Origin of the sequence: Paraburkholderia phymatum, assembly GCF_038900715.1 — a bacterium.
Taxonomy (GTDB): Bacteria; Pseudomonadota; Gammaproteobacteria; order Burkholderiales; family Burkholderiaceae; genus Paraburkholderia; species Paraburkholderia phymatum_A.
Genome location: NZ_JAYMRZ010000002.1, coordinates 636480 through 663235, shown reverse-complemented (window position 1 = coordinate 663235; position 26756 = coordinate 636480). Strand labels below are relative to the sequence as shown.

The following is a 26756-nucleotide window of genomic DNA, read 5'->3' as shown; positions in this document are numbered from 1 at the left end:
CCGATTCGCTCAGCACGAGTTCCCCTTTGGGCCGTCCGCTCATCGATGCCTCCTCGTATCGAGTGCCACACAGAACACTTTAGTACGTGATCGACATCATTCAATGAATTTTTAACTCATGACACTAGCGGCCAAACGAGATACCGGTCGGGTGGATCCAGCCGATCCAGTTCGCAACGAGGATCGAGAGGAAAAGCGCAATCGACAGCCCGACACGCGTTGCTAGCGACCAGACCATCCGTTGCGTCTTACCACGATCGTGCATCATGAAATACAGCGCCGAGATCATGCTTGTGATAATCAGAATGAATGCGATGGGGACGAGAACGTGCATGAACGGCCTCTGATCGGACTTTGAGTGACGGCCCAAGCCTGAGCCGCAAGATAGCCCGTCGTTATAGGCACTGCGCATCAGCATGCGCCGTGACGTGATGCCACAGTGCCCATGGGCGTGCAAGCTACCCGGCGAGCTGGATTTGCCGGGACACAGGCGGTCGTATGCGCCAGCCCCGCCAGCCTACTGGATGAGTTGCGTGATACGGTCCACGACTTCCGGATTGGCCAGCGTGGACACGTCTCCGGGATCCTGGCCATTGGAGATGGCGGCCAGCACGCGCCGCATGATCTTGCCGGATCGGGTCTTGGGCATGTCGGGAACAATGACAACCCGATGGGGCTTCGCGATGGCGCCGATCCTGGCAACGACAGTGTCCGAGACCTCTCGCGCAATCCCGGCCGTTGGTTCTACGCCTGGCTTGAGCGAAACATAGAGTTCGGGTACCTTGCCCTTGATCTCGTCGGTGACGGGCACGACCGCCGCCTCGACGACGTTCGGCACGAGCAGCGCAGCCGACTCGATTTCCTTGGTTCCGAGACGATGGCCCGCAACGTTGATCACGTCGTCGATGCGTCCAAGGATGCGAAAGTAGCCGTCCGCAGCCTCAAGGGCTCCGTCTCCCGCCATGTATGGCCAGTCGCGCCAGTCCTTGCTCTCCGGGTTCTTGCAGTAGCGGGAATAGTATGTCTTCACATAGCGCTCCGGTGCCTTCCAGATGGTCTGGAACGCGCCGGGCCACGGATTGCGGATGCAGATGTTGCCCGCTTTTCCGGAACCGCGCGGAAGCTCCTTGCCGTTGTCGTCGTAAATGACGGGATGAATGCCGGGAATCGCCGGACCGGTGCTGCCGGGCTTCATCTTGTGCAGCGCCGGCACCGTGCTGCAAAGGAACCCGCCCGTTTCCGTTTGCCACCAGGTATCGACGATCACCGCCTCACCCTTGCCGACAGATTGGTGATACCACTTCCAGACTTCGGGCTCGATGGGTTCGCCCACGGTCGTCATGTGCTTGAAGCGATAGCTGTACTTCGCCGGTTCGTCCGGTCCGCTGCGCCGCAGCGCACGGATCGCCGTCGGCGATGTATGGAAGATGTTGACGCCGAGTTTTTCGGCAATTCTCCACGGGCGCCCGGCATCCGGGTAGACGGGCACGCCTTCGTAGACAACCGACGAGGCTGCGAGCGCAAGCGGGCCATAGACGATGTACGAATGGCCGGTGATCCAGCCGATGTCGGCCATGCACCAATACACGTCCTCAGGGTGGATGTCCTGGATGTATTTCGATGTCCAGGCGACGTAGGCGAGATAGCCTCCGACGGCGTGCTGGCACCCCTTGGGGCGCCCTGTGGTGCCGCTCGAATACATCAGGAAAAGCGGTGCTTCAGCCGGCATCTGTGCGGGCTCGACACGTTTGCCGCGAAACGCCTTGAGGGCGTCGTTGACGACGACATCGCGTTTCTCCACGAGCTTCGTCGGACTCGAATACTTGCCCGCGTAGCGCTGCCAGATCAGGATCTTCTCGGCGCGGTGGCCCCTGGCCGCGGCCTCGGCGAATGCCGTGTCGGCCTTCTCCTTGTGGTCGAGCAGCGTGCCGGCGCGCCAGTAGGCATCCATCGTGATCAGCAGACGGCTTTCGGAGTCCAGAATGCGGTCCGCGCAGGCTGCTCCGCTGAAGCCGCTGAACACCTGCGAGTGAATCACCCCAAGGCGAGCGCAGGCGAGCATCGTGATGGGCAGCTCTGCCACCATTGGCATATGCAGGGTGACGCGGTCGCCTGTCTTCAGGCCGCAGAAATCGCGTAGCATCGCCGCGAACTCGTTTACGCGGACATAAAGCTCCTGGTAGGTGACATGCTGGACCGTCTCGTCCTCGGGCTCGGGCACGAAATGGATCGCGGCCTTGTTCCGGTAGTCGGCGAGGTGGCGATCCACGCAGTTGTAGCAGGCATTGATCCGGCCACCGACGAACCAGCGCCAGAACGGAGGATTGCTTGCATCGAACGTCGTCTCCCAGTACTTGTACCAGTCGAGAAGGTCCGCGAACTCCTTGAAGCACTCGGGGAATTTGTCGAGAGAGAAGCGTGCGAACACTTCCGCATCTGTCAGATTGGCTTGGGCGATGAACGAGGCGGGCGGCGCGAAATAGTTCTCTTCGGGCCAGTGCACGGCGATTTGCGCTTCGGAAACCTCCACCGTTTGCTGTTCTTCGGAAGTGCGGCGCGATGACTTGTCTCGTGACATGACAATTCCTCCTTGCATCCCCGATGCCCCGGGGCACGAACTGTCCCACGCTACCCGCGGCAGCGCGTCTTTTGAGTCTGGGCACCAGGCGCGACAATCCATGCGCTGCATAACAAATATTAAGGGCATGGCGGAAGCAATGCCATCAACGTATTCCCCGCCAAAGCGCTGCTTTCCGACGGCCAATTGCGTTCGCGCGACCACGCCCTTTGGCTTGCCGGTCGGTCAGCCCTGAACTAGATTTTCACTGGGGCTCATCAAACGGGAGAGGTGCCATGGACCTGCTCGTTGAACGTGTCGATGTGTGGGCGGCCGCCATCGAGGACAGACCCGGCGGTCTTGCCGAAGTGCTAGGTGTGCTGCGAGATGCCGGAGCGAACCTGCAATTCATCATCTCGCGACGAACGCCGGAAGCGCCCGGGAAGGGAGTCGTGTTCCTCGCGCCGCTTCAGAACGATCGGGAAGTCCGCGCCGCCTCGCAGGTGGGATTTAACGTCACTCCGAGTCTTCACTCGGTGCGTGTGATGGGCACCGACCACCCGGGCGTCATTGCAGAGCTGACCCAAAAGCTGGCTGCGGGGGGAATCAATCTCCGCGGCGTGTCGGCTGCCGTCATGGGCACGCAGTTCGTCGCCTACATCGGAATGGACACGCTCGACGATACGGTTCGCGCGATCGGGATTTTGCAGCAGGCGTAGGGACGTCGCAGTGCCGCCGCGACGGCAATGTGTTTCCAGCTGCCGTCACGCTGTGTGCCCGGCATGTCGCATTGCTCAGATAAATTCGCGGCGACAGGCTGCGGAGGGGCAGGATTTGCTCACTGGCCCCGATATACCAGCACCGGTATTGCGCTGTGCGTTAGTACCTTCTGCGTTTCGCCGTCGATGAGGAGTCCTTGCATGCTGTGCCGGCCGTGCGACGCCATCACAATCGGATCGCAATGCCGCTCCTGCGCGCGTTGATGATTGCCTGATACGGATGGTCGCTGATGACCCAGCTCGTCGTGCACAGGACGGCGGCGTCTGTTGCAACCTGTTCGGGGCGCTGAGCAGGGCGCGACAGGATCTCGACGCAATATATCGACGCGCAAGCAGTCTATTCAACGTGCTCGTGCAACTCGATGACGATACGTCGGCTCGTAGCGGGACAGTCGGTCCGTTTCTCGGCCCACAGTTGGCAGGCACCGGAAAGACCCGATACCCGGATAGGGTTCCCTTCTCGATGGAGCTCTCCCGCGCTCACTGGCCGGCGTGCCCGATGCACGCCGGCCGACCCGCACCGAGTGGCTAGGCCGCTTGCGGATGGGCTTGTGCCCAGTCGTGTGTCGGAAGCACGGTGTGTCCGAAGCTTTCGTTGATCACCATCGCCGCGGACGCATAGAACGCCAGCAGGGCGGTCACCAGGCCTGCGTAGCCACCGCTCAGCGTGGCAATGCTCATACTTGTCCACGCGCCGATCGCCAACAGCAGGAAAGTGATCCACAGCGAGAGAAACACCAATTGCACAGACGTGCTCGTGTGCAGCGAGCCGATCCACATGTAGAACGTGAACACGCCCCACACGAACAGATACCAGCCGACGAAAGACTCGGGCACCTTGGTGCCCAGGAAACCGGCAAACAGCGCAAAGGACCACCAGAATGCGCCATAACTGAGGAACGCCACCGTGCCTAACGTGTTGCCGCGCGGAAATTCGAGCACGCCCGCGATCATCTGCGCCGTGCCGCCGAACGCGAACGCCAGCGCCAGCACGAGTCCCAAGGCATCCTTGTCGAACCAGCCGGCGTTCACCATGCTGAGCATCCATGTGGTGAATGCGAACCCAGCGAGCCCGAGCGGCGCCGGGTTGGCTAACTTGCTGTTCATAAACCGCCTCCTTGGTGGTTAGCCTTTGAGACATATCCGGAGGCGATGCGAATTCCTCGGTCGCCGCCGAACGCGACCGTGCGATGCTCGCTATCGATGGCCATCGGCACAATATGCGTTTGACCGTATTTGTGGCGCAGCCACGTGCAAGCCTGCGCGGTTCAACTTAAGTGTAGGATGCGTTGCGCCGCTCGCCGAATCGGATTGGGGAGCGACGCTGCGGACAGCACGATCGTGACGTAGCCCGGAGCCCGCAACCAGGTCACAGTACGGTGCGGGCATGCCTACGCTTTCAAATGAAAGTCTCGGACTTGCCGCGTAAGCGCGTATGCGTTCGCGCAATATGCGTGTTTTGTAAGTAACGCGACCTACGATAAGAAGGCTGAAGAGTCGGCGAGCCTAACAAGAAGAAAAATGACACGGATACGCAGTGTCCAGACCGCCGGTTTGATCAGTTCCAGAGCCCGGCACGTTTGGGGCTTCAGTTGGAGCGTCGACATGAGACATGAGCTCGCGGGGATCGAGGTGGCTGTCTTCTGCCTCCATGTCGTTATTGCTGTCGTGTTGCTGGTGTTCATCGCGCGCGATAAGAGTCCCGGATTCCGCGAATGGTTGAAGCTCGGCGAGCAGTCGATCACGTTCGACCTTTCTCCGGCACCGTCTCTATTCGAAATATCACCACCGCCCTCGGCGGCACCCGTACCTTCGGTGCCCGGTTATACGTCTGTCACGAACGCATCGTTCTCCGTGTCAACAGCCTCTAGTAAGAAGGGGCCATGACCATGAAGGAAAGGACTCTGTCAGGTTGACGTGCATAGGGCAGCGTAGTGAAAGAGTAGCAATCCTGATCAGATCATCTTCTCGACTGCGGATCACGTTGCTTCGCAGCTAAGCGAGCAACTGGCGGGGGAAGCGAACATCGGCCGCCGGGTGCAGCAGCGCCGTCATCGACGGGCCCCCTGTTGTCGGGGAAGGGCTCCGTCTTGCTGGGCGCTCAGTGAGCGAACACCGGATTCAAGGAGAGGTTGGCGGCGGCGATCGTCTCGCAGCTCGCATTCGGCGTTGCCACCGACTTCACCAGCAGCTATCGCATGTCGATTGCGCTGCTTGCGATCGGCGGCGCTCGCGTTCTGGATCCGTTTGGACCGGCGCCTCGAGCTGGGCGCGCGCACCTTCATCGACTGACCCGTCAGGAACGCACTGATGGATGCTTCGGCACGGAAGCGAAGCCTGTGGGTCCGCCGTTTAGAGCGTTATCACGGGCGCGGTGCGATGTAACCCGGCACAGTGGCGCGTCGCCCAATCCGATATCGCGCAGTGCGACTGCTACCTGCTCGCCGCCAACTGGGTGCTTTTATTCTGGTGGTGGTTCAGCGCTGCCTTCCGGTAGTGGCTGGCCCTCTTGTTCGGGAAGCGGCTCGGCGCCATCCGCGCCAGTTGGCGAAACGTCCTCGACCACGACAGGCGGCTCAACGCTCCGCACGGCGGCTGGCGGATTGGTCTCCACCGTGACGGGTGCGTCAACGACTGGCGCCGGCGTGCTGTGTCGCTCGGCGCTCAGGCCCGTGCCGACGTTCGAAGTCGTGGTATTCGCACTCTTGAGGACGCCGCGCGTATCGAACAGGAACACAGTCGCCGACGAATGCGTGTCTGCGCCGCCAACCAGAGACCCGATAAACGGAATGTAGGTCTCGGGGTGCGGCCTCGACGTTACGTACGTATAGACGAGCAACATCGAACCATCGTCGAGCGCGGTCTGCACTGATGCCGGGCCGAGCGTGGCTGTGACTTCCTGAAGCGTCGTCACGCCACGCCGGAAAGTCGCCATCTGTTCAGGCCTCACTTCGACCCCGGCGGACATGCAACCGACTAGCAGCGCACCGCTTAGCACCCCAAGTACCAGTCCATGGTTCATGTTGCCCCCCACCGTACTCACAATTCCAGGACGACGGAGTGCGGTTGGCGCGCGGCAAGAAATCACCGCATCGCATCCCATACAGGGTCGTATTCGCGTGAAGCCTGCCGGCCCGAACGCACGCCAAAATAAATCACGGACGTGCGTCCACCTTCGAATTGACGCTTCGTGCAGGATCTTGATTTGGTGCGTGCATTTGCAGGGCGCCTCGAGCAGCCGCTACCAGCCGCGCGCGAGTGTAACGGTGGCGGCGGCCGTGGGTCGATTTACTGGATGTGCCACTTCGCTACGGAATAGGGAGAATTGCAGGCGGTGACTAGCGCGTCTCCATCCTTGGCAGCGGATCTGGGTGTCAGGAATAGCAGCGTGCAGATGTTCTTGCCCGCTGTGTCCTGTACCTGGACGCCGGGGTCGTCGGCGGAGTTCAATGTCCACTTGCCCGAGCCTGGAAATCCCAGGAGGGTAGCAGCTGTTTGAGTCCAGCTGCCGGCTGCGAATACGTCGGTTGTTCTCAACACGACATACAGTTTCGGGTCTGCGGGAGCACCGCGAGCGTCGATGAAACTATCAAGCCTGATGTCTGCCACGCTGGACCTCCGTCCACTTTCGAAAGCCTGGCTGGGTGAAATGACGCATATAAGACAAGTTATAGTCTGCGGGCTACCAGAGGGGAAACCTGACGCTGTGGCTTTCGTGGATTCCGTTCTTCTGGGGTGCGACCGGTAAGGTGCTCAAGCACCAGTTGCGGGAACAGTATGGGCACTACGACCTGATCCATTGACAAGCGGTGCATCCAGACGCATGCGCCGCCCGTGCGGCGAGCCCGATCCCGCGGCTGCGACTCACGAACTCACCGCCACGCACTGCCGACCTGTATATAAAACGCATTCTGGTCCTTGCTGTGGGCGACATCGATTCCAATGGACACACCCAGCTTGCGTGCGATCAGGTAACGGAAACCCGCCCCGATGCTCGTTACATTCTGTGCCTGCGAAAAGCTTACCAGCCGCCCGTAGGCCTTCCCGAGACCTGTGAAGCCGAGTAGCGACCACCGTGGCGTAACCTCCCAACGCAACTCCGCTTCAGTCGAGATGGCATGACGGTCCTGGTATCGTCCCTTCTGGACGCCGCGCAGATCGACGTACGGCTGTGCATAGAACGGAATGTCTCCCGTCGAGAATCTGGTATCGAGGCGTAACCCCAGAATCAGCGTATGCGCGAGTGGAATCCATTTGAAGCCACGCGCGGCGTAGACGTCATAGTTCTGGGTGCCGCCGAAGCTCGGCCGTGCGAATTGCGTCTCGAACTCGGCGAAGCTGCCGGAGGAGGGATAGAAGATGTTGTCGCGCGAATCGTAGTCCACGATGAGGCTCCCCGCGCCAATACGCTGCTTCCTCTCGAAGTTGGCAATGCTGGCCGGTACGTCGCCGCCTGCGAAGCTGGACGTCGAATCGAAGAAGACGTAGCGCACGCCGCCATACCAGCGGCTATTTCCGAGGCGCATCAGAAACTGCTGAAGCAGCGCGTCGCCCAGCAGGGTATAGGCCCGAGGCTGACTGGACAGCCCGAAATAGTCGAGGTGAGCGTCGACCTTTGCCACTGCGCCCAGGTAACGGAACCGGTCCTCGTCCCATGTGTGAAAGTGCGCGGCAGCTGCGGCCCACGTGCCGTTCCGCGTGTATAGGCCACCGATCGCCGTCACGTTCGGCGGGATCCTGTTGGGCTGGCCGCCTGTCGAATTCGCCGCCCCTTCGGCAATCGGCCCGGAGAAGAAGAGCAGGCCAAGACCCAGGCCATAGCCGACAGCCGGCTCAGTGATCACCATGGGCACGGGCAACGCCCCCTTGTGCTTGAGCAGGAAGTCGCTCATGTCCAGTTGCCCGTCTGTCGGATCGATGAAGCTGAGCGGCGCTTTCTCGTCGGCATGCACGTCGACGCACACCGCCGTAGCTGTCGCAACAATTGCGGCAGTCAGCCTTGCGAACGCAGGACGACCATGCATCGTCTGTACCCTCGTGCAATGACGTGGCGCCCCGCTATTGCCGGCGCATGAACCGCGGTACGGTAAAGGCCGTCCCTGAACAGGTCGCGGCCGCGAACATGCTGCTGGAACCGATGATAACGACGGCTCGCGTATGACGGGCCGTTCTGTACCGTGCCGGGTAATACCCGGTTACGAAGAGGTCAACGTATCGCCCGACACATGAACGCGCTGTCCAGTCTGCACGGGCGGCTGCGTCGAATAGCTGAAATTGCGGTAGCTTCCGTCTTCCATGCGGACCTGTACCTGATAGCTGGTCTGCTTGCGTACCACATGCTCGATGCCGTTGCCCGCGAGACCGCCGCCGACGGCGCCCGCGACCGTGGCGAGAATGCGGCCGCGTCCCCCGCCGATCTGATTGCCGATGAGTCCACCCGCAACAGCACCGCCGACCGCGCCGAGGCCGGTCGTCGGCTCGGACGTCCGAACCGGAGTGATCGCGACGACTTCGCCCGCGTCCGGATCAGCGGCGATCTGTCGTGCGCCGGAGGGTTGCGAAGGCGCCTGCGAGTAGTCGCTGTTTGTGTACTGCGGGGCGGGCGCGACGTGCGGCTTGTGCGTGTGATGAACGCGCTGGGGAGCCGCTGGTCCCGTCTGTTGCGCATAAGCCTGAGCCGCCGGTTGAACAGCGGCTTGAACCGGATTGGTTTGTTGCACGGCCAGCGGCAGGCTCGCGGGCTGTGCAGTGGCTGCCGCGATCTGCGCGCTGGGCGACGGCACTGCATGCGATACGGGAAGGATACCCGTCATCGCTGCGACGCCTGTCGCACAGGCGAGGATGACGGACACGGCTGCGCCCGCGATCAACGGATGAATGCGGCGACGTTGCGCGATGTTGTTCGTGACGTTTGTGTTCATTGCGGCCTCCACTGGTGTGTGCCAGCAATAACGTCGCGTCGACGAGGGTGGTGCACGCGCAGGGGCGCTCACTTTGTAAGCGTTTGTAGCGCGTCGGGCGTCGGGTCGTTCGACGCGCCTCGCATCGGAAGAACACAATGCGCCAGGCTCCTGCCCAGTCGCCTGTCGTCGACAATTTGCGCATTTGACGACGAGGCACGTCTGACCGACGCGCAGATCGTCGGCATCCTCCTTGTAGCGAATCAGGTGGAAGTCGCGGCCGGCCAGACAGCCTCGCGCAGAACCCGGTCGCGGACCATTCAGTGGGCGCTCGAAGGTCCAGGGTATCCACGATGACCTGCGCGGCGAGTAAAGGACGCTCGCCAGCAAAACCATGCAGGACGCCGTGGCGGTCGCCTGCGCACACCGCACACTTCCGGATAATTCGGCCGCGTCGGTGTGCGGACCGGCTGTGCCGCATCGCCCTATAATATTTATCGGACGGTCTGGCGAATGAACGTTCCGAGGTATAGCTATGATCAATGCGGATCTTGGGCAACAGCTTGAGGGCTATGTCGCGAAGTTGGTTGAGTCGGGTCACTACGCCTCTGAAAGCGAGGTACTGCGCGAAGGCGTGAAGCTCATTCAGGATCGCGAACTGCAACTCAACGCGCTGGATGCGATCATCGATCGCGGCATTGCCGATTCGGAGGCCGGACGGGGCAAGCCCGCCAGGGACGTGTTCGACCGACTGGAAGCAAAGTACCGTGCGATGGCGAGCACCCGGCAATGATTGTCCAGATCCTTCCTGACGCGGAGGCCGACCTTCAGGCCATCGGCGATTACCTGGCCCGCGACAATCCCCGTCGTGCGCTGAGTTTCGTGCGCGAGCTGCGCGACAGGTGCCGGCGGCTTACCGATGTGTACGTTGTATTCCCGATGGTGCCGCGCTACGAAGACCGCGGCGTGCGTCACTACGTTCACGGTGGTCATCAGATTTTCTATCGTGTCGTTGGAGAGCCCCCCGAGCGCATCGACGTTATTCACATCCTGCACAGCGCGCGCAACTACTCGGCGATACTGTTCCCCTGAAGTTTGCGTGAGCCATCCAACAACGATCCGATTGCTTCCGCGGGTGTGACGTTTGCTCAAGAACGGCGATGTTCTGCGCAAACGCGTGCCTTTGCCGATTGCCCATCGGCTTTACCGTGCAGCGGTGAATGCGGACGCCCGCATGTATGAAAACGCGACTTGCTTCGCCATTTCCGATGAGGCACACATCGGTGGGTTTTCCGGATGTCCATGGGCGCGGTTACTGCGTGTGTCTCACCAGCAAGGCATTTTGTACCTGATGAGTCTCTTATTGGCGGGTCGCGCGGTGTCGTTCATACGCGGTCTGGCACGAAACGCAGCGGGCCGTGTAGGGCGCGGCGACAAGCCGCTCATAACCGATCGGGTCCCCGCACTCGACGCATGCGCCATAGAGGCCGGCGGCGATGCGGGCCAGCGCCGCGTTGATCTGCTGCAGCTCGTCGAAATCGTGCCGCGCGAGCGCAGCGCGCAACTCGTCGCCGGCCTTCCGCGATGCGGTCTCGTCGGGATGCGACTCGGGGCCCAGCGCTTCGGGCGGCCTCGCTCCGGCGAGATCTCCGTATTCGCCGTGCAGCGTCGCCTGCAACTCACGACGGCGCTCGCGGAGCCTTTGCTGTAACAGCATGAGTTCGGAAGATGTGAGGGTGATCATGGACAGGTTCGATGTGTTCTGTAACGCCACGCACAACGGTGGCATCGCGAAGGCCTTCTGTCAGATTACATTCCCGCCGATCAGGTGTTTAACTCGCGTGCGATTCGAGTTCGACTGGCATGCGTCAAGTATAGGTTTTGCAAAGCAGCAGTATCGACCCGTCGTTAGCGAAGCCGACGAGACGCTCGGATATGGGGTTGGAACGGCATGCGTTGAATGGTGAACGGGGAGGATGCCATGGAATCTCGGCAACCTGTGCAAGAGGTCACAATTCCCGTGAAGGACGTGAGTCTGATGGGCACGCTTACGCGGCCGCAAAACGCTCGTGCACTGGTTCTGTTCGCGCACGGCAGCGGCAGCTCGCGGTTCAGCCCGCGCAACCGTTACGTGGCCGCGGAACTCAATCGGGCGGGCATCGAAACGCTGCTGATGGACCTGCTCTCCGAGCAGGAAGACAGCGGCCCGGCTGCCCGCTTCGACATCGACCTTCTGGCGGCGCGTCTCGCGCAAGCGACGGAATGGATCGCGGCGCGGCAGACGCCACCGCTTTCCGTTGGCTATTTCGGCGCGAGCACGGGCGCCGCTGCAGCGATCCGTGCGGCGCGGGTATCGTCTGTTCCGATCCAGGCCATTGTTTCGCGAGGCGGGAGGCCCGATCTCGCGGGACGCGACGTGCTCTCGTCAGTGCACGTGCCGACGCTGCTGGTGGTCGGCGGGCTCGATACCCACGTCATCGAACTCAATCGCGCGGCGTTCGCGCTGCTCGAAGGCCCGAAAGATCTGATGATCGTTCCCGGCGCGACGCACCTGTTCGAGGAGAACGGCGCGCTGGAAGTGGTCGCGCGGCTCGCTGTGCAATGGTTCGAGCGCTACCCCGGCAACTCGCGTAACAATGCACGCGATAACGCGTGATGCTGCACCCACCAGCGTAAGCGTCTGAGCTTCATCACGGTTTTCCTCGCGCACCGTGTTTGAGGCGAAGCTCGTTGAGCCGCGCGTTGGCAAACAGTTCGAGTTCGTCCATCAGACGTTCGAGCCGCCGCGAGAAGTAGTTGAACTCGAAGAGTGCAAAGACAGCGACGATCAACCCGATTGCCGTCGCTACCAGCGACCACGCGACACCGCCCGTGACCCCGCCTGGATCGACGAGCCCGTTGCCGCCGAATAACTGCCAAGGAGGTCGATTGCGACTCCCGGTTAGTCGACAAAAACGGAAACGATCGAGATCGCAGTTTCGCATCTTTCTCAAAGAGTCTTCCATGAGATGCGACATCTGCGGTCGCCCCGGATAGACTTGCGAGATTTCTACCGCTAATTCAGTGGACCGAATAGACTAGGTGAGAGCACGCCACCATACAGGGGGCTCTTATGAACGCCTTAAGGATTTACCACATTAGCGTTATCGCGACGCTGCTGTGTTGCCAGGCTCTTGCTCAAGCGCAGCCGGTCGCCTATCCGGCCAAAGGCCAAAGCGCACAGAAACAGCAGCAGGACGAGGGACAATGTGCGTCGTGGGCCAAGTCGAAAACCGGCATTGATCCGACAGCTGTCGCCGCAACGCCTCCGCCTCCGTCCGGACCCGCGGTAGGCGGCGGAGAACGGGTTGGCGGCGCCGCGCGAGGCGCGGCAGGTGGTGCCGTCATCGGTGCGATTGCGGGCGACGCAGGTAAGGGCGCCGCCGTTGGCGCGGTCGCGGGAACGATGGGTGGCGGGATGCGTGCGCGCCAGAACCAGCGGAACGCGCAGGCCAACGCTGAGGCGCAGAAACAGAACGCCATGGGCGCATGGAACCAGGCCTATTCTGCCTGTATGAGCGGACGTGGATACACCATGCACTGAGCAGCAAGTAACGGAGGCACACAAGCCTCGATAGATCGTCCTGTGCCTCCCAGACGACCGCAATGCGGACACCGCTTTGTCCACGTGCGCTAGACGTCGTGCTGCAGACGCCCTCACCGGGCTCGGCGTAGCTTGTTTCCGGGCGGCCCATGACAACTCCACTACGCCGATTGCGTCAGATCGTAGATGCACTCTGCGCGGGGTGCCTGTTACTCGCCCTCAACGCAAGTGCAAACAGTGCTCCGTCGTCGACGCGTGCTGATGACGCATCGTTGCGCGCCCGTGCCGTGACGGCGGAAAGTCACGGTGTACGGGTGAGCGCTGCCGTGCTGAGTGCCGACGACGACGAGCGCATGTTCGGTACCAACCTGAACATAGCTGACGTGCAACCGGTCTGGGTCGAGGTGACGAACAGAACCTTGCTTTACTTATGGATGTTCCGCACCGAAAACGGCGGGGGTTATTACTTGCCGTTCGAGTCCGCGTGGCCAGTACATACGCGACCCGGCGGTGCAGCGAAAGTGCACATCGACGACCGCTTCTATAAAGCGTCCTTCAAGAATCCGATCCCGCCGGGCGGCACCCATGTAGGAATCCTTTTCACTAACCGGGTTGAAGGACTCAAATTCTGCAATATCGATCTGTCCGGTGATACCGAGGTCTTTCATTTCTCGCTCTTTTTGCCCGTACCGGACGATGACGAAAATTTCGAAAAAATCCGCTTTCTTGACACTCGAGGCGGCTCTTCGGTGAAGACTATCCCCGAAATCCGGTGAAGATCGTTCCCGCAGTCGCTGCGGCGGAGTGTGCCGAAATCCTATGTCTGCGAAAACGGCACTCGCCGACGATTGAAAGGTGAGGCGCCTGATTATTTCTCGCATACCGGTCCATTACGCGTAACCGTGCACTGAGGGCGCGGCCGTTGGACCAAGGTCCCATATCATCCCGCGCGCGCATGATCTAGTCTTTCCAGTGACCACCCTCTGCCCTGAAATTCCCGCAACAGTCTCACGCTGCCTGTGCGCGGGCGTGACGCGCGCCGTGGTTCTGGCTTTTATCGCGATTATCCGGAGATTGGAGGCACGCCATGGAGATCGCCATTTTCAGCTCGACGCCCTATGAGCGCCGCTACCTCGACGAGGCCAACGCGAACGGGCATCACAGGCTGAATTTCTTCGAAGTGCCGCTGACGGCCGAGTCAGCAGGACTTGCAACCGGCTACCCCGCTGTCTGCATTTTCGTCAACGATCGCGCGGACGCCTGGGTGCTGGAAGCCCTCCAGCAAGCCGGCACGCGGTTGGTGGCGCTGCGCTGCACCGGCTTCAACAACGTCGATCTGGAGGCGGCGGCCCGACTCGGGATGAAAGTCGTTCGCGTAGTCGACTATTCGCCGAACTCCGTCGCGGAACATGCGGTGGCGCTGCTGCTCGCGATCAACCGGAAAATCCATCGCGCGTACAACCGGACGCGCGATTCGAATTTTTCGCTCGACGGCCTGATCGGTTTCGACCTGGCGGGCAAGACGGTCGCTGTGGTCGGCACCGGCAAGATCGGTCGTGTGTTCGGGAAGATCATGCTCGGCTTCGGCTGTGAAGTGATCGGCTACGATCCGATGCCGTCGCGGGAGTTCGAGGCGCTGGGCGCGCGTTACGCGGCCCCCGGTGAGATTGGGGAGAGAGCGGACGTCATTTCGCTGCACTGTCCGCTGACGCCAACGACGCACCACATCATCAACGCTGAAACGCTGTCGCGCGCCAAGCCGGGCGCGCTGCTGATCAACACGAGCCGTGGCGCGCTGATCGATACCGAGGCTGCCATCGAAGCCCTCAAATCCGGTCAGCTGGGCGGCCTCGCGATCGACGTCTACGAGCAGGAGGCAAACCTGTTCTTCAGGGATCTATCGAGCGTCGTGATTGCGGACGACCTCATCCAGCGGCTGGTCTCCTTCCCAAATGTAATCGTGACGGGGCACCAGGCGTTTCTGACGCGGGAAGCGCTGACCACGATCTGCGAAACGACGCTGCAAAGCGCAACGGCATTCGAGCAAGGACAGACGCTCGAAAACGAAATCAAGGTCCCGTGACTCATGCCTGCCGATATGCGGCAGCGCATTCATCAGATCGGAAGCCGATTCGGCCGGGCGGCGCGTTCATTCGAATGGAAGCAGAGGAGACTCCTTTCATGCGCGGATACTGCGGATGCATCGCCGCCCTGACGTTCGTCGCGACGTTCGCGTAGGCGTCGGACGCTGCGCCGACGCGACGCGATGCGGACGACTACTGGCAATTCGCAGTGGCGCCATACCTGTGGCTGCCATCCGTGGACGGTACGATGCGCTTCTCGCTGCCGGGCGGGCGGCGCCGATGCTTCCAAACGGATCGACGGATGAGCGGGCCGTACATGACGAAAAAATGACCGTGTGTACATCGACTTGAAATGCACCCGCGGTAACGTATTCTGGCTTGTTGTACGCATATTTCCCCTGGCAGCACTACGGATGTAGCAAGACCGCCCACTGGCGCGACGCGGCCCGGCAGATTCACTGAAGCGCCAATGCAGCTACCCGAAGGAGAGGTCGATATGGACAAGCACTCCTCGTCAGACGCTTCGCAGCAAACTCCCCTGAGCTCCGACGAACTTCGGCTGATCGATGCCTGGTGGCGGGCATGCAACTACCTGTCCGTTGGCATGATCTATCTGATCGACAATCCGCTGCTGCGGGAACCGCTGAAGGCCGAGCATGTGAAGCAGCGCCTTCTCGGGCACTGGGGCGCGAGCCCGGCGCTGTCGTTCGTGTGGGCGCACCTGAACCGCGTCATCAAGCGCGACGATCTCAATGTGATCTTCATGGCGGGCCCAGGGCATGGCGCGCCCGGCGTGCTCGGCCCTGCATATCTCGAAGGCACTTACTCGGAAGTGTATCCCGACAAGAGCGAAGATGTAGAAGGCATGCAGAAGTTCTTCAAGCAGTTTTCGTTTCCCGGGCATATCGGCTCGCATGTGACGCCCGAGACGCCCGGCTCGATTCACGAAGGCGGCGAACTGGGCTACAGCCTGTCACATGCGTACGGCGCGGCGCTCGATAATCCCGACCTGATCGTAACCTGTGTCGTCGGTGACGGCGAAGCGGAGACGGGACCGCTCGCCACCGCGTGGCATTCGAACAAGTTCGTCAATCCGGCGCGCGACGGCACCGTGCTGCCGATTCTCAACCTGAACGGCTACAAGATCGCCAACCCGACGGTGCTCTCGCGTATCAGTCACGATGAACTGGAGGCACTGTTCGTCGGCTATGGATACACGCCCTATTTCGTCGAAGGGTCGGACCATATTGAGATGCATCAGAAGATGGCGAGCACGCTCGATGCGATCGTCGCCGAGATCCGCGCAATTCACGAGAAGGCGCGCGCGGGCGGTGATGTCGAGCGGCCGCGCTGGCCGATGATCGTGCTGCGTACGCCCAAGGGCTGGACGGGCCCCAAGACGATCCGTGGCCACAAGGTCGAAGGCTCGTGGCGCTCGCATCAGGTGCCGTTCGCCGACGTGCGCGGCAACCCTGCGAACCTGGAATTGCTGGAAAGCTGGCTGCGCAGCTACAAGGCCGAAGAACTGTTCGACGCCGACGGGCGGCTGATTCCCGAGCTGAAAGCGCTCGCCCCTGAAGGGCTGCGCCGCCTCAGCGCCAATCCGCACGCCAACGGCGGCATGCTGCGCAGGGAATTGAAGCTGCCCGATTTCCGCGACTATGCGGTGGACGTGACACAGGCGGGTAAGGTGCTGCAAGAGAACACCAGGCCGCTCGGGGAATTTTTGCGCGACACGATGCGCGAGAACATGCGCACCTTCCGTGTGTTCGGCCCCGACGAAACGGCGTCCAACCGCCTTCAGTCGATCTACGAGGTCAGCAAGAAGGTCTGGATGGCCGACATGCTGCAGGAGGACGAAGACGGCGGAGAACTGGCGCGCGACGGCCGGGTGATGGAGATACTGTCCGAACACACGCTGATGGGGTGGCTCGAAGGCTATCTGCTTTCGGGGCGGCATGGTTTCTTCCACACTTATGAAGCGTTCGCGCATGTGATCGATTCGATGTTCAACCAGCACGCGAAGTGGCTCGACATCTGCAAGAACCACGTGCCGTGGCGCGCGTCGGTGTCGTCGCAAAACATCCTGCTGTCGTCGACGGTGTGGCGGCAGGATCACAACGGCTTCTCGCATCAGGACCCGGGCTTCATCGATCTCGTCACCAACAAGAGCCCGTCCGTGACGCGCGTCTATCTTCCGCCCGATGCGAACACGCTGCTTGCCGTAGCCGACGAATGTCTGCGCTCGACCGACTGCATCAACGTGATCGTCGCAGACAAGCAGAAGCATCTGCAATTCACCACCATCGACGAGGCCATCGTGCACTGCGCGAAGGGACTTGGCGTGTGGCGGCGCGCGAGCAACGACGAGGGCGAGGAGCCGGATGTCGTGATGGCCTCATGCGGCGACGTCGCGACCCAGGAGGCGCTTGCGGCTACGGCCATCCTGCGTGAGCGGCTGCCCGAACTCCGGCTGCGCTTCGTGAACGTCGTCGATCTCTTCAGGATGCAGCCCGCGAGCGAACATCCGCATGGCTCGACCGAGCGCGAATTCGACAGCCTCTTCACGGTGGACAAGCCGGTGATCTTCAACTTCCACGGCTACCCGTGGCTGATTCACAAGCTCGCCTATCGGTTCCGCAATCACGAGCATCTGCACGTGCGCGGCTACAAGGAGAAGGGCAACATCAACACGCCGCTCGAACTGGCGATACTGAATCAGGTCGACCGCTTCAATCTGGTGATCGATGTGCTCGACCGCGTGCCGCGTTTGCAAGGGCGGACTGCGCATCTCAGGGAAGACATGAAGAACGCAATCATCAGCAACCTGAACTACGCGCACACGCATGGCATCGACCGCGCGGAGATCACCGACTGGGTATGGCCGGATTGAACGCCGCCCGATAACCGGAGGGGTACACCATGGCCGCCGACACGATCGACAGCGCAACGCGCAACGGCGATCTCGCGCGTAGCGGGCTGAATGCCGATGCGCTGCGGCGCGGCGTGCTGGACAATCTCACCTGTTTGCAGGCCCGCCCGCCGGCCATCGCAACACCGCACGACTGGTACATGGCGCTCGCCTACAGTGTGCGCGATCGCATGCTGGCGCGCTGGGAGGCGACGATTCAAACCTATGCGGCGCGCGAGTTGAGGATTGCGTGCTACCTCTCCGCCGAGTTCCTGATCGGGCCGCAGCTCGGCAACAATCTCGTCAACCTCGGCATCGAGGCAAGACCCGGCGCGCTGGACTCGCATGTCGGTTCTGAATACGGCGCGCTCCGGGAAATTTTCTTCGGATCGCGCGATAAGCGAGTACTGCGAGCGCATCTGGAAGATCTCTCCCGTGAGAATCGACCTTGACCGAAGCTGATGCCGAACCGGTCCAGCGTTATGCCGTACGCGCCGGATCACGTTTTCCGCCAGGCGCGACCGTGGTGCCGGAAGGTGTCAACTTTTGCATCTTCTCCCGGCATGCGACGCATGTCGAACTGCTGCTGTATGAAGCGCCGGATAGCGCGGAGCCCTTCCAGGTCGTCGTGCTTACGTCCGAGCACAATCGCTCGTTCTTCTATTGGCACGTACTGGTCGAGAATCTGGCTCCGCACGTCTTCTACACGTGGCGAGTGAACGGGCCGCGTGATACTCAAAACACTGGGCATGCGTTCGACGCGCGCCGCGAACTGCTTGATCCGTTCGCGCATGCGGTAAGCGACATGCTCTGGGACCGGCGCAAGGCCATCGAATTGGCGGACGTCGCGAACGCGGCTTACCGCGCGATTGTCGTCGAATCCACGGCTGCGCCACGCTTGCCGGTTGCGCGTGGCCTCGATCACGCGATTATTTACGAACTTCATGTCGGCGGCTTTACACGCGATCCATCGAGCGGCGTTCGGCATCCCGGCACATTCGACGGACTGATCGAAAAGATTCCCTATTTTCAGCAACTCGGCGTGACGCATGTCGAGCTGCTGCCCGTGATGGCGTTCGACGAACAGGATGTGCCCGCCGCAGTGGCCGCGCGCGGTCTCGTCAACTACTGGGGCTACAGCACGCATAGTTTTTACAGTCCGCATCCGCGCTATTGCGTCGATCCGGCAAACGCCGTGAACGAATTTCGCGCGATGACGGACGCCATGCACGCCGCGGGAATTCAGGTGCTGCTCGACGTGGTCTTCAATCACACGGCGGAAGCGGGCGAGTCGGGACCCGTCATCAACTTCAAGGGGTTCGCCAACGACATCTTCTATCAGCACGATCCCCGCGACGCACGCCGCTATCTCGACTACACCGGCTGTGGGAACACGGTGAACTGCAATCATCCGCTGGTGACGGCGTTCATCGTGCATTGCCTCGAATACTGGGTCGAAGAAATGGGCGTCGACGGCTTCAGGTTCGATCTTGCCAGTGTCTTCGCGCGCGACCGGCACGGCGAACTGATGACCGATCCGCCACTTCCATGGGCGATCGAATCGTCGCGCATCCTGTCGCGCGTGCCGCTGATCGCGGAAGCGTGGGATGCCGCTGGCCTCTATCACGTCGGGGCGTTTCCGGGCATGGCGTGGGCAGAATGGAATGGACGTTACCGCGATGTGATTCGCCGCTTCGTGCGCGGCGACGCCGGGATCATTGGCGCAGTGGCAACCTGTATCGCAGGAAGCGCGGATCTTTATGCGGACGACGGCAGATTGCCGGGCAATAGCGTGAACTTCGTCACCTGTCACGACGGCTTTACGCTATATGACCTTGTCAGCTACAACGGCAAGCACAACGAGGCCAATGGTGAAGAAAACCGTGACGGCTCAAACGACAATCTGTCATGGAACTGCGGCGCGGAAGGCGAAACGGATGACGCGGGAATCGTTCAGCTGCGAGGCCGTCAGGCCCGCAATCTGATGGCCATACTTTTTCTGAGCCAGGGCGTGCCGATGATGCTCGCGGGCGACGAAGCACTCCGTAGCCAGCACGGCAACAACAATGGCTATTGCCAGGACAACGCGCTTTCGTGGTTCGACTGGCGTCAGGTCGAGTCCGCATCGGGGATGCTGCGGTTCATGCGCGAACTGATCGCACTGCGCAAGCGTCACGCGAGTCTGCGCCGGCGGCGCTTTCTGACAGGGCGACCCGTGCGAGGCCACGCGCACCCGGACATCGCATGGCACGGCGAACGACTGCATGAGCCCGAGTGGCAGAATCCACGAGCGCGGCTTCTCGCATTTACTCTGGGCGGTGAAGATCCGGGAGAGCCGCTCCTTCGTGTGGTCCTGAACATGGACGATTCGGCATGTCATGTCGCGCTTCCCACTGTCCTCGACGGGAGACGCTGGCACCGGATCGTCGATACCGCGCAGAGCAGCCCGCATGACATTGTTTCGTCGCCACGCGCGGCAGCGACTGAGCTGGATCACTGTTTGATACAGCCGCGCACGGTCGTCGTGCTGGAAGCGGACTGAATTCCACGTAAGCGAAAAGGCGCGCTTCAGTCGTGCAGCGCGGATTCCGTTTTCGAGCGGCTCGTTACGCAGGTCTGCGTTTAGTTCCGGGTGAGACGGGTCACTCGCGATCGCTGAACCGCGATCGGTCGACGCGCTCTACATCTTCCACGTTTGCGAAGGACTTTCCGCGCTTTCTGGTAAGCATCACGTTGCGACCAACCAGTCATTGGACCAAAGTCCAATACCACATCCATTTCAACGCGTATAGGCTGGAAGCGGTCGGTTTCTGACCGATAGACAGACAACGAAGACACAACATCGGGAGTTCGTCATGAAACACACGAGTGCAGTCTTGATAGCCGCTACGCTAGGACTGGCGTCCCTTGGCGTTGGAGCGCAGGACAATTCTGGGGCCGGCAAATCGGCGGGCGCTGAACATCCGGATGAGATAGTGAGGATGCACCAGCAGGTTGCTGCGGCGAATCGCGAATACGACCGTGAAGTCGCGGCTGCAAAAAAGGTGTATGACCACAAGAAAGCGGAAGCGAAGAAGAAGCGCGACGCAGCGGTGTCAGTCGCTCACGGCTCGGGCCAGTAAGACGTAGTCCGCGATTGTCTGGGTGGTCAGCCAGTCGGGTTCGCGTGCCGGTCAGAGATATCGCGCAATGCATCCCGTAGGTCTTCCTGCGTTTCGAGACTCGACGTGAAACATGATTTCGAGGGATTCGAGCAGGCTGCGTTCTGGCTCCATGTCATTGTTGCTTTCGTTTTGCTGATGGTCGTTATTGGCGGTAAGGAACGCACGACTGGTGACTGGTTCGGAGTCGGATGGGAGACACTCGCGATTGAGTTTAACCCGGACTCTTTGCTTCCCGAGTCGACGCCCGGACCATCCGGGCAGCCAGGCACGCAGGCACCAGCGACTTCTATGACAGGCAGGAACGCCTCGTTGTCCGCGACAGGAACCTGCCGGACGGAGTGGCCATGATCAACTGGAAGGCCCGACGGGCTAGAGCCTACTTGTTATGGCTGGTTCTGCCGGCCGCTATCCCCTCGTGTGCAGATCACGGTCCGGCGAGCCCTCCGCCATCAGGCCCCGCGTCATTGAGCACCGCGCCAACCAGCCCGCCGCAATCGGCCCCGGCGTCATTGAACACCGCGTCGTCAGGCCCGGCGCAATCGGGCACCGCACCATCAGGCCCGGTGGCGTCGGGCCCAGCGCCATTCAAGCCAGAGGAGATCGAAGCCCTGGTCGCGCCGATCGCGCTTTACCCTGACTCCGTGCTGGCGCAGGTGTTGATGGCGTCGACCTATCCGCTGGAGATCGTGCACGCGGCGCGTTGGGTGAAAGCGAATCCGAATGTGAAGGGTGACGCCGCCGTGAAGGCGGTCGAGAACCAGCCGTGGGACACGAGCGTGAAATCGCTGGTGGCGTTTCCGCAGATACTTGAGCCCATGAATGACAAGATCGACTGGACCCAGAAGCTCGGCGACGCCTTTCTTGCGCAGCAAAAGGACGTCTTCGCTGCCGTGCAGCGCTTGCGGGCACACGCGAAGGAGTCGGGCAATCTCAAGTCGAACGAACAGCAGAACGTGATCGTCGAACAGGCGCCTGCTGGCGGCGCGCAGACCATCGTGAAGATCGAGCCCGCGAACCCGCAGGTGATCTATGTGCCCGCCTATGATCCGACTGTCGTGTATGGCGCGTGGAGCTATCCGGCCTATCCACCTTACTACTGGCCGCCGTATCCCGCCTATTATCCCGGCTACTATCCCGGTGCGGCGCTCGCGACGGGCTTTGCCTTTGGCATTGGCATAGCTGCCGCCGGTGCAATCTTCAGCGACTGCAACTCGTGTTGGGGTGGAGGCGACGTCAACATCAACGTCGACAAGGCCGCGAACATCAATCGCAACTTCGATCGCAGCAAGGTGCAGGGGCAGGGCGGTCGATGGCAGCATGATGCGGGCCATCGTCAGGGCGTCGCCTATCGGGACAATGCCACGCGCGATAAATTCGCCGGGCAGTCGCCGCGTGCCGGCACACGTGACCAGTATCGCGGCCGAAGCGACGCGGGTAACAACCGTCCCGGCACCAATGACCGGGCAGGGGCAGGCAATCGCGCAGCGACGGCAGACCGTTCTGCTGGCGCGAACCGGGGCGCGTCGAATCGCGCAGGAGGTGACGTGAATCGTGTCAGCACTGGCGATCGCGGCGGCGGTTACGGCGGCGGACGCGACAATGCATTCAACGGCGTGGGCACGAGCGGCCGTACCGCGCAACGCAACTTCGACAGGGGTAGCTCGAGCATGCGGGGTTCAGGGGTTAACCGGCCCTCCGGTGGTGCGGGCATGCGCGGCGGCGGTGGATTCCGCGGTGGCAGGCGTTAAGGAGGGAAGCATGGAATTCCATTCAAGCGTCGTCCAGCAATGGCTGACGCTCAAACTCGCAAACCTTGCGGCCGTCGCCGTCCTGTCGGTCGCAACGACAACGGCAGTGCATGCGCAAAAGAACTTCAGCTCGCCAGAGGCAGCGATGAACGCCTTTGGCGATGCAGTGGTGAAAGACCGCGAAGACGCGTTGCGCACGATCTTCGGCAATGACTTTCGCGAACTGATTCCACCCGTTGGAGGAGAGTTGCGCGATACGTTTATCGCCGAATGGGCCAGGTCCCACACGATCGAGCCGGCGGAAACAGGACGCACCCACATTGTCGTGGGTGACAATGGCTGGACGTTCCCGATACCACTCGTCAAGACCAAGCAGGGATGGCACTTTGACACGCGCGCCGGCGCGGAAGAAATGCAATTGCGGCGCATCGGACGCAATGAACTGGCCGTCATTCAGACCATGCTCGCGATCTACGACGCGCAGCGCGAGTATGCACAAACGAATCACGACGGCGAGGGCGTGCTTGCCTATGCGTCAAGGATGGTGAGTTCGCCTGGCAAACACGACGGTCTGTACTGGCCTACCGGACCGGAGGCGACCCCGAGTCCGCTCGGCGATGCGTTCGTTGATGCAAGTTCGCGCAATGCGAAGAATGCCGGCTACTACGGGTACCACTACAAGCTGCTCGAGTCGCAAGGATCGCACGCGCCTGGTGGTGCCTATGGCTATGTTGTCGGAGGAAAGTTATTCGGCGGATTCGCCGTCATCGCCTGGCCCGTCAAATACGGAGACACTGGGATCAAGAGTTTCATGGTGAGTCACGCGGGGCAGGTCTATCAACGAGACCTCGGACCGGACAGCGCCGCCAAAGCGGAGGCCACGAAGTCGTTTGACCCGGGTCCGGGCTGGAGCAAGGTGCCTGATGCCGATGTTCAGTAACGCGCTGAGTCCTCTTTCACGCAGGCTACACGATGCACATGACGCGGCTCTTGTTTGATGAGCCGTCAGGTTCGGTCTCTTGTCACGGCAGGTGACGCAGCGTATGCGCACGTAAATTTGCAGCGTCCCGACCTTAGGGGCATAGGAGACGGACTGCACCGCGTCGTTGCAGCAGACGATCCGAATGCGAGTTCGAATCGAGTATCTCCTTCGGTACGGGCGATCGTTACGAGAGGGAAATCGCGAGCTGCACGAAGAGCACTTTCACGATGGTCATGGACGGGAAGATCATCGCGTACATGACGTCAGGGCGATCCGTAGGTGCGATGCGGTTAGCGAACGCGAGGATGGCCGGGTTGCCTGTCGCGCCACAGATCACGCCGACCGCTGCGTCGAACGGGAGTTTGAAGACCCATATCGAGAATACGGCGGTGACGAGCACGAGCACCAGCAAGACGAGAACCCCGAACAGCAGCAATAGGGGTCCAGCTGTGCCAACCGTGTCGACAAATTTCGGTCCGCATGAAATGCCGACCTGTGCAAGAAATATGGTCAGTCCGAGATTGCGCAGGACCAGGTTCGCCGACAACGGCATAACCCACACGAATGGGCCGCTGCGCCGCGCTTTACCGAGACAGAGCGCGAGGATCAGCAGCGCGGCGAGACCCAAGGTGAAGCCGCCCGTACCGGGTAGCGGCAGGGCGACGGCGCCTGCCAGCAGGCCGGCTGCAGCGCCGATCCCGAGGCTGACAAAGCTCAGATCCGCCGTGCCTTTGATCGAATCACCGAAGAACGCGCGAATTTTGGGCATGTGCGCGCGATTCACGAGCACGCCGACCCGGTCGCCTGTCTCCAGCACAATGTCGGGGCTGGGCAGAAGGTCTACGTCGCCACGTCGCACGTGAGCGACCGAGCATGTGACCCCTTCGGGAAAGCGCAATTCACGCAGGGACCTGCCAACCACGCTCGGACTCGACGCGAACACACGCATGTAATCGAGGTCTTCGCGATGGCTCGCGATTCTGCCGGGCTGCAACTGACCGCAAAGTTCCGCGGTCTTGCGCAACAGTTCCGGATCGGTCGCTGTGGCAAGCAAAACGTCGTCCTGCAACAAGACCAGGTCCGCGGCTGGTAGCTGGTTGTGATGCTGACGGCGCACAGCGGCAATGGCGAGACCTTGCGGAAGGCGAGCGGTCAGTTCGGACAGTTTAAGGCCAATGAAATCGGCATTCCCCAGCGCGATCTCGGCCATATCGATGATCTTTGCGTTTGGTGCATCGATTTTTGGCTTTAAAACGAGCTTCAGCAGGAGAAGAAACAGAATCGGTCCGGCCACGCCGACAGGATAAGTGACGCTGTACGCCACGGCCGCATCATTGTTCTTAAGCGTCGCGATTGCCGCCTGAAGGCTGGCTGTACTTGTACCGGTCCCGGCAAACATGCCGAGCGCATCTGCGAGCCGGAAGCTTGCGAGCGGGACGAGACACCACCCGCCGATACCGGCTGCGAGTACGCCCAGACAGGCCGCCAGATTCGCCTTGATGCCGTCCGGGCTCGACAGGCCCTTAAAAAACTGTGCGCCATACTGAATACCAATTCCATAAAGGAACAGCAAAAGTCCGAGCGTACCAAGCAGGGCCGGTGGCGACGATTTGGGCGCAAAGGCGCCAATCGCGAGACCGACGAACAGGACCGCTCCAGATCCGAGGCAGACGCCCTTGATGTTCACTTCCCCGACAATGTAGCCGAGTGCCACGGTGAGGAAGAGTGTGAACAATGGCTGAGCTTCGAGAAACAGCTTTACTGCATTCATGCGGGTTCACCGTTTGTGTCGGCAAATAGCGTGCATTTTCAAGCCTCCATGCAATACCGATTGCCCAGCGCAATCGAATTTTGCTGGGAGGCGATAGCGACGATGCACGCGGCAGTTTGTACGCGTAGCGATGTTGGGGGTTGTGCAACACAAGCTGGCATCGCTAGCCTGCGCCGTGATGCCCGGCTTCGACGGCGGCATCTCGCCGTTGACGAGTGTGGTATGTCACTCGGAAAGTAGCTAGAGTAGGATGCCGTGCCGGAAAATTGTATTGGACCTTGGTCTAATTCGTCGGCGGCGAGGGCGTGTTGCGGCACCTGCGGCCCATCAACGTTGGAACAGGTGTTTAACCTGGTTGCTGGCGTTTCGTTGAAGCTGCCGATATCCTGACGAACTGAGGGCGCGCGCGATGAACGCATATCCGATCGATCCCAACGCAAGCCATCACCGATTAACGGCGGCATATCAGTTCGCTTGATTCCATACACATGCTGCTCGATTGCGACTTCGTCGAGGGGCGCGGTCCCATCAACAGCGGCGTCGATTGTCTGCACGTCACGGTACCAGACGATTGCAGGCGACAAGACGACGCTGTCAGTGAGCCGGCATCAATGCGAGCGCCTTGCGGTCTGCCAGGCTGGGAGTGAATCAATGGAAAACGTGTACTCGTACAAAGGCTTTGAAATCACCGTGGAGCTCGAGTCTGTGCGGGCTGTGTCGAGCGAATTCACATATGGGCCTCCGGTGGGGTACGTTGCAGTGGTGAGTATCTGCACGGCGGACCCGAGAAGACCAATAGGCGTACCGATTCGGCTCGTCACGGAAGGACACCGCGTCTTCGGCACGGCGGACGACGCGTTGTCGGCGGGACTTAGCGCCGCACAGCGTGTGATAGACGACCGAGTTGCCCCTTGACCCCGCTACAAGGGTGAGTCCATCTCAGGCGAGCCGGCCAGCGTTGCTTAAGTCGGTACAACGCAGACATCGATATAAGCCCTGAACGCTTGTCATCGCCGGCTCCGCTTTGCTCTGGGTTTTGCCCGCGATAGAGATAGGTGAGTACACGCCCTCGCGGATTCCGGGCATATAGTGGTCGAGTTCGCATGGGTCGAACAAGGATTTGGTAGACCCGATTCTGTGCGGATTCGTCAGCGTGGATCATAGATGGCGTCCATGAATCGGTGGTCGGGTAACTGTGATGGACAGTGCGCCTCTTCCGGTGACTGCTCTAAGATAAAATCGACGCGAATGTCACGCGCGACCGGCGGCATCGTACC

24 protein-coding genes and 2 pseudogenes are annotated in these 26756 nt (G+C 61.1%); 15 read left to right on the top strand and 11 right to left on the bottom strand.

All coding sequences use genetic code 11. The features are described 5' to 3' along the window. Nucleotides 1-124: 124 nt before the first annotated feature. Nucleotides 125-334, bottom strand: coding sequence for a twin transmembrane helix small protein (locus tag VSR68_RS06340; RefSeq protein ID WP_342938999.1), 210 nt, complete (start codon nt 332-334; stop codon nt 125-127). Between the two features lie 183 nt (nt 335-517). Then, on the bottom strand, nt 518-2578 hold the full coding sequence (acs, locus tag VSR68_RS06335) for an acetate--CoA ligase (RefSeq protein WP_342938998.1): 2061 nt from the start codon (nt 2576-2578) through the stop codon (nt 518-520). Nucleotides 2579-2853: 275 nt separating this feature from the next. Between acs and VSR68_RS06330 the strand changes: the two genes are divergently transcribed. Next, nucleotides 2854-3276 (top strand): ACT domain-containing protein, encoded by a 423-nt coding sequence (locus VSR68_RS06330; RefSeq protein ID WP_342938962.1) that lies wholly within the window; start codon nt 2854-2856, stop codon nt 3274-3276. 119 nt (nt 3277-3395) lie between these two features. On the opposite strand, the pseudogene VSR68_RS06325 reads toward VSR68_RS06330, so the two are convergent. Both VSR68_RS06325 and VSR68_RS06320 read right to left on the bottom strand, forming a co-directional pair. Next, a pseudogene (locus VSR68_RS06325) lies at nt 3396-3607 on the bottom strand (universal stress protein); the annotation flags it as partial. Between the two features lie 257 nt (nt 3608-3864). Then, nucleotides 3865-4443 (bottom strand): acetate uptake transporter, encoded by a 579-nt coding sequence (locus VSR68_RS06320; RefSeq protein ID WP_342938961.1) that lies wholly within the window; start codon nt 4441-4443, stop codon nt 3865-3867. A 498-nt stretch (nt 4444-4941) separates the two neighbouring features. Between VSR68_RS06320 and VSR68_RS06315 the strand changes: the two genes are divergently transcribed. After that, nucleotides 4942-5223, top strand: a complete 282-nt coding sequence (locus VSR68_RS06315; protein WP_342938960.1) for a hypothetical protein — start codon at nt 4942-4944, stop codon at nt 5221-5223. A gap of 574 nt (nt 5224-5797) precedes the next feature. Here VSR68_RS06315 and VSR68_RS06310 read toward each other — a convergent pair. The 4 genes from VSR68_RS06310 to VSR68_RS06295 all read right to left on the bottom strand — a co-directional run bounded on the left by VSR68_RS06310 (nt 5798) and on the right by VSR68_RS06295 (nt 9257). Beyond that, the gene (locus VSR68_RS06310; RefSeq protein WP_342938959.1) at nt 5798-6358 is read right to left on the bottom strand and encodes a hypothetical protein; all 561 of its coding nucleotides are present in this window, start codon (nt 6356-6358) and stop codon (nt 5798-5800) included. Between the two features lie 266 nt (nt 6359-6624). Continuing rightward, nucleotides 6625-6945, bottom strand: a complete 321-nt coding sequence (locus VSR68_RS06305) for a hypothetical protein (RefSeq protein WP_342938958.1) — start codon at nt 6943-6945, stop codon at nt 6625-6627. 263 nt (nt 6946-7208) lie between these two features. Continuing rightward, nucleotides 7209-8288 carry a BamA/TamA family outer membrane protein gene (locus VSR68_RS06300; protein WP_428983463.1) on the bottom strand — a complete coding sequence of 360 codons (1080 nt, stop codon included), beginning with the start codon at nt 8286-8288 and terminating at the stop codon, nt 7209-7211. A gap of 243 nt (nt 8289-8531) precedes the next feature. After that, nucleotides 8532-9257: a glycine zipper 2TM domain-containing protein gene (locus tag VSR68_RS06295; protein WP_342938957.1), complete on the bottom strand. Its 726-nt coding sequence runs from the start codon at nt 9255-9257 to the stop codon at nt 8532-8534. Between the two features lie 514 nt (nt 9258-9771). Between VSR68_RS06295 and VSR68_RS06290 the strand changes: the two genes are divergently transcribed. Then, a complete protein-coding gene (locus tag VSR68_RS06290; RefSeq protein ID WP_342938956.1) occupies nt 9772-10029 on the top strand; it encodes a type II toxin-antitoxin system ParD family antitoxin in 258 nt (85 codons plus the stop codon). Then, nucleotides 10026-10328 carry a type II toxin-antitoxin system RelE/ParE family toxin gene (locus VSR68_RS06285; protein WP_342938955.1) on the top strand — a complete coding sequence of 101 codons (303 nt, stop codon included), beginning with the start codon at nt 10026-10028 and terminating at the stop codon, nt 10326-10328. The genes VSR68_RS06290 and VSR68_RS06285 overlap by 4 nt, the downstream gene beginning before the upstream one ends. Nucleotides 10329-10596: 268 nt before the next feature. Here the strand turns inward: VSR68_RS06285 and VSR68_RS06280 are convergent, their stop codons facing one another. Next, nucleotides 10597-10980, bottom strand: coding sequence for a TraR/DksA family transcriptional regulator (locus VSR68_RS06280; protein ID WP_342938954.1), 384 nt, complete (start codon nt 10978-10980; stop codon nt 10597-10599). 237 nt (nt 10981-11217) lie between these two features. Between VSR68_RS06280 and VSR68_RS06275 the strand changes: the two genes are divergently transcribed. Beyond that, nucleotides 11218-11892, top strand: a complete 675-nt coding sequence (locus VSR68_RS06275) for an alpha/beta hydrolase (protein WP_342938953.1) — start codon at nt 11218-11220, stop codon at nt 11890-11892. A 34-nt stretch (nt 11893-11926) separates the two neighbouring features. Here VSR68_RS06275 and VSR68_RS06270 read toward each other — a convergent pair whose 3' ends face one another. Then, entirely contained in the window at nt 11927-12253 is a 327-nt protein-coding gene (locus VSR68_RS06270; RefSeq protein WP_428983462.1) for a MotA/TolQ/ExbB proton channel family protein, read from the bottom strand. A 95-nt stretch (nt 12254-12348) separates the two neighbouring features. Between VSR68_RS06270 and VSR68_RS06265 the strand changes: the two genes are divergently transcribed. The 10 genes and pseudogenes from VSR68_RS06265 (at nt 12349) to VSR68_RS06220 (ending at nt 23666) form a co-directional block, all read left to right on the top strand. Continuing rightward, complete coding sequence (locus VSR68_RS06265) at nt 12349-12819, top strand: glycine zipper domain-containing protein (RefSeq protein ID WP_342938952.1); 471 nt, start codon at nt 12349-12351, stop codon at nt 12817-12819. Nucleotides 12820-12968: 149 nt separating this feature from the next. Then, nucleotides 12969-13595 (top strand): hypothetical protein, encoded by a 627-nt coding sequence (locus tag VSR68_RS06260; RefSeq protein WP_342938951.1) that lies wholly within the window; start codon nt 12969-12971, stop codon nt 13593-13595. Nucleotides 13596-13906: 311 nt separating this feature from the next. Continuing rightward, on the top strand, nt 13907-14902 hold the full coding sequence (locus VSR68_RS06255) for a 2-hydroxyacid dehydrogenase (RefSeq protein WP_342938950.1): 996 nt from the start codon (nt 13907-13909) through the stop codon (nt 14900-14902). Between the two features lie 497 nt (nt 14903-15399). After that, the gene (locus VSR68_RS06250) at nt 15400-17796 is read left to right on the top strand and encodes a phosphoketolase family protein (RefSeq protein WP_342938949.1); all 2397 of its coding nucleotides are present in this window, start codon (nt 15400-15402) and stop codon (nt 17794-17796) included. Nucleotides 17797-17825: 29 nt separating this feature from the next. Continuing rightward, nucleotides 17826-18185 (top strand): annotated as a pseudogene (locus VSR68_RS06245) (glycogen phosphorylase); the annotation flags it as partial. After that, the gene (locus VSR68_RS06240; protein WP_342938948.1) at nt 18160-18276 is read left to right on the top strand and encodes a glycogen/starch/alpha-glucan phosphorylase; all 117 of its coding nucleotides are present in this window, start codon (nt 18160-18162) and stop codon (nt 18274-18276) included. The pseudogene VSR68_RS06245 and the gene VSR68_RS06240, both read left to right, overlap by 26 nt. Beyond that, the gene (gene glgX / locus VSR68_RS06235) at nt 18263-20356 is read left to right on the top strand and encodes a glycogen debranching protein GlgX (RefSeq protein WP_342938947.1); all 2094 of its coding nucleotides are present in this window, start codon (nt 18263-18265) and stop codon (nt 20354-20356) included. Before VSR68_RS06240 ends, glgX begins: the two co-directional genes overlap by 14 nt. A 313-nt stretch (nt 20357-20669) precedes the next feature. After that, complete coding sequence (locus VSR68_RS06230) at nt 20670-20936, top strand: hypothetical protein (protein ID WP_342938946.1); 267 nt, start codon at nt 20670-20672, stop codon at nt 20934-20936. Between the two features lie 386 nt (nt 20937-21322). After that, nucleotides 21323-22726, top strand: coding sequence for a DUF3300 domain-containing protein (locus VSR68_RS06225; RefSeq protein ID WP_342938945.1), 1404 nt, complete (start codon nt 21323-21325; stop codon nt 22724-22726). A gap of 10 nt (nt 22727-22736) precedes the next feature. Next, nucleotides 22737-23666 carry a DUF2950 domain-containing protein gene (locus VSR68_RS06220; RefSeq protein ID WP_342938996.1) on the top strand — a complete coding sequence of 310 codons (930 nt, stop codon included), beginning with the start codon at nt 22737-22739 and terminating at the stop codon, nt 23664-23666. A gap of 226 nt (nt 23667-23892) precedes the next feature. Here the strand turns inward: VSR68_RS06220 and VSR68_RS06215 are convergent, their stop codons facing one another. Next, nucleotides 23893-25479 carry a TrkA C-terminal domain-containing protein gene (locus VSR68_RS06215; protein ID WP_342938944.1) on the bottom strand — a complete coding sequence of 529 codons (1587 nt, stop codon included), beginning with the start codon at nt 25477-25479 and terminating at the stop codon, nt 23893-23895. Nucleotides 25480-26756 lie beyond the last annotated feature (1277 nt).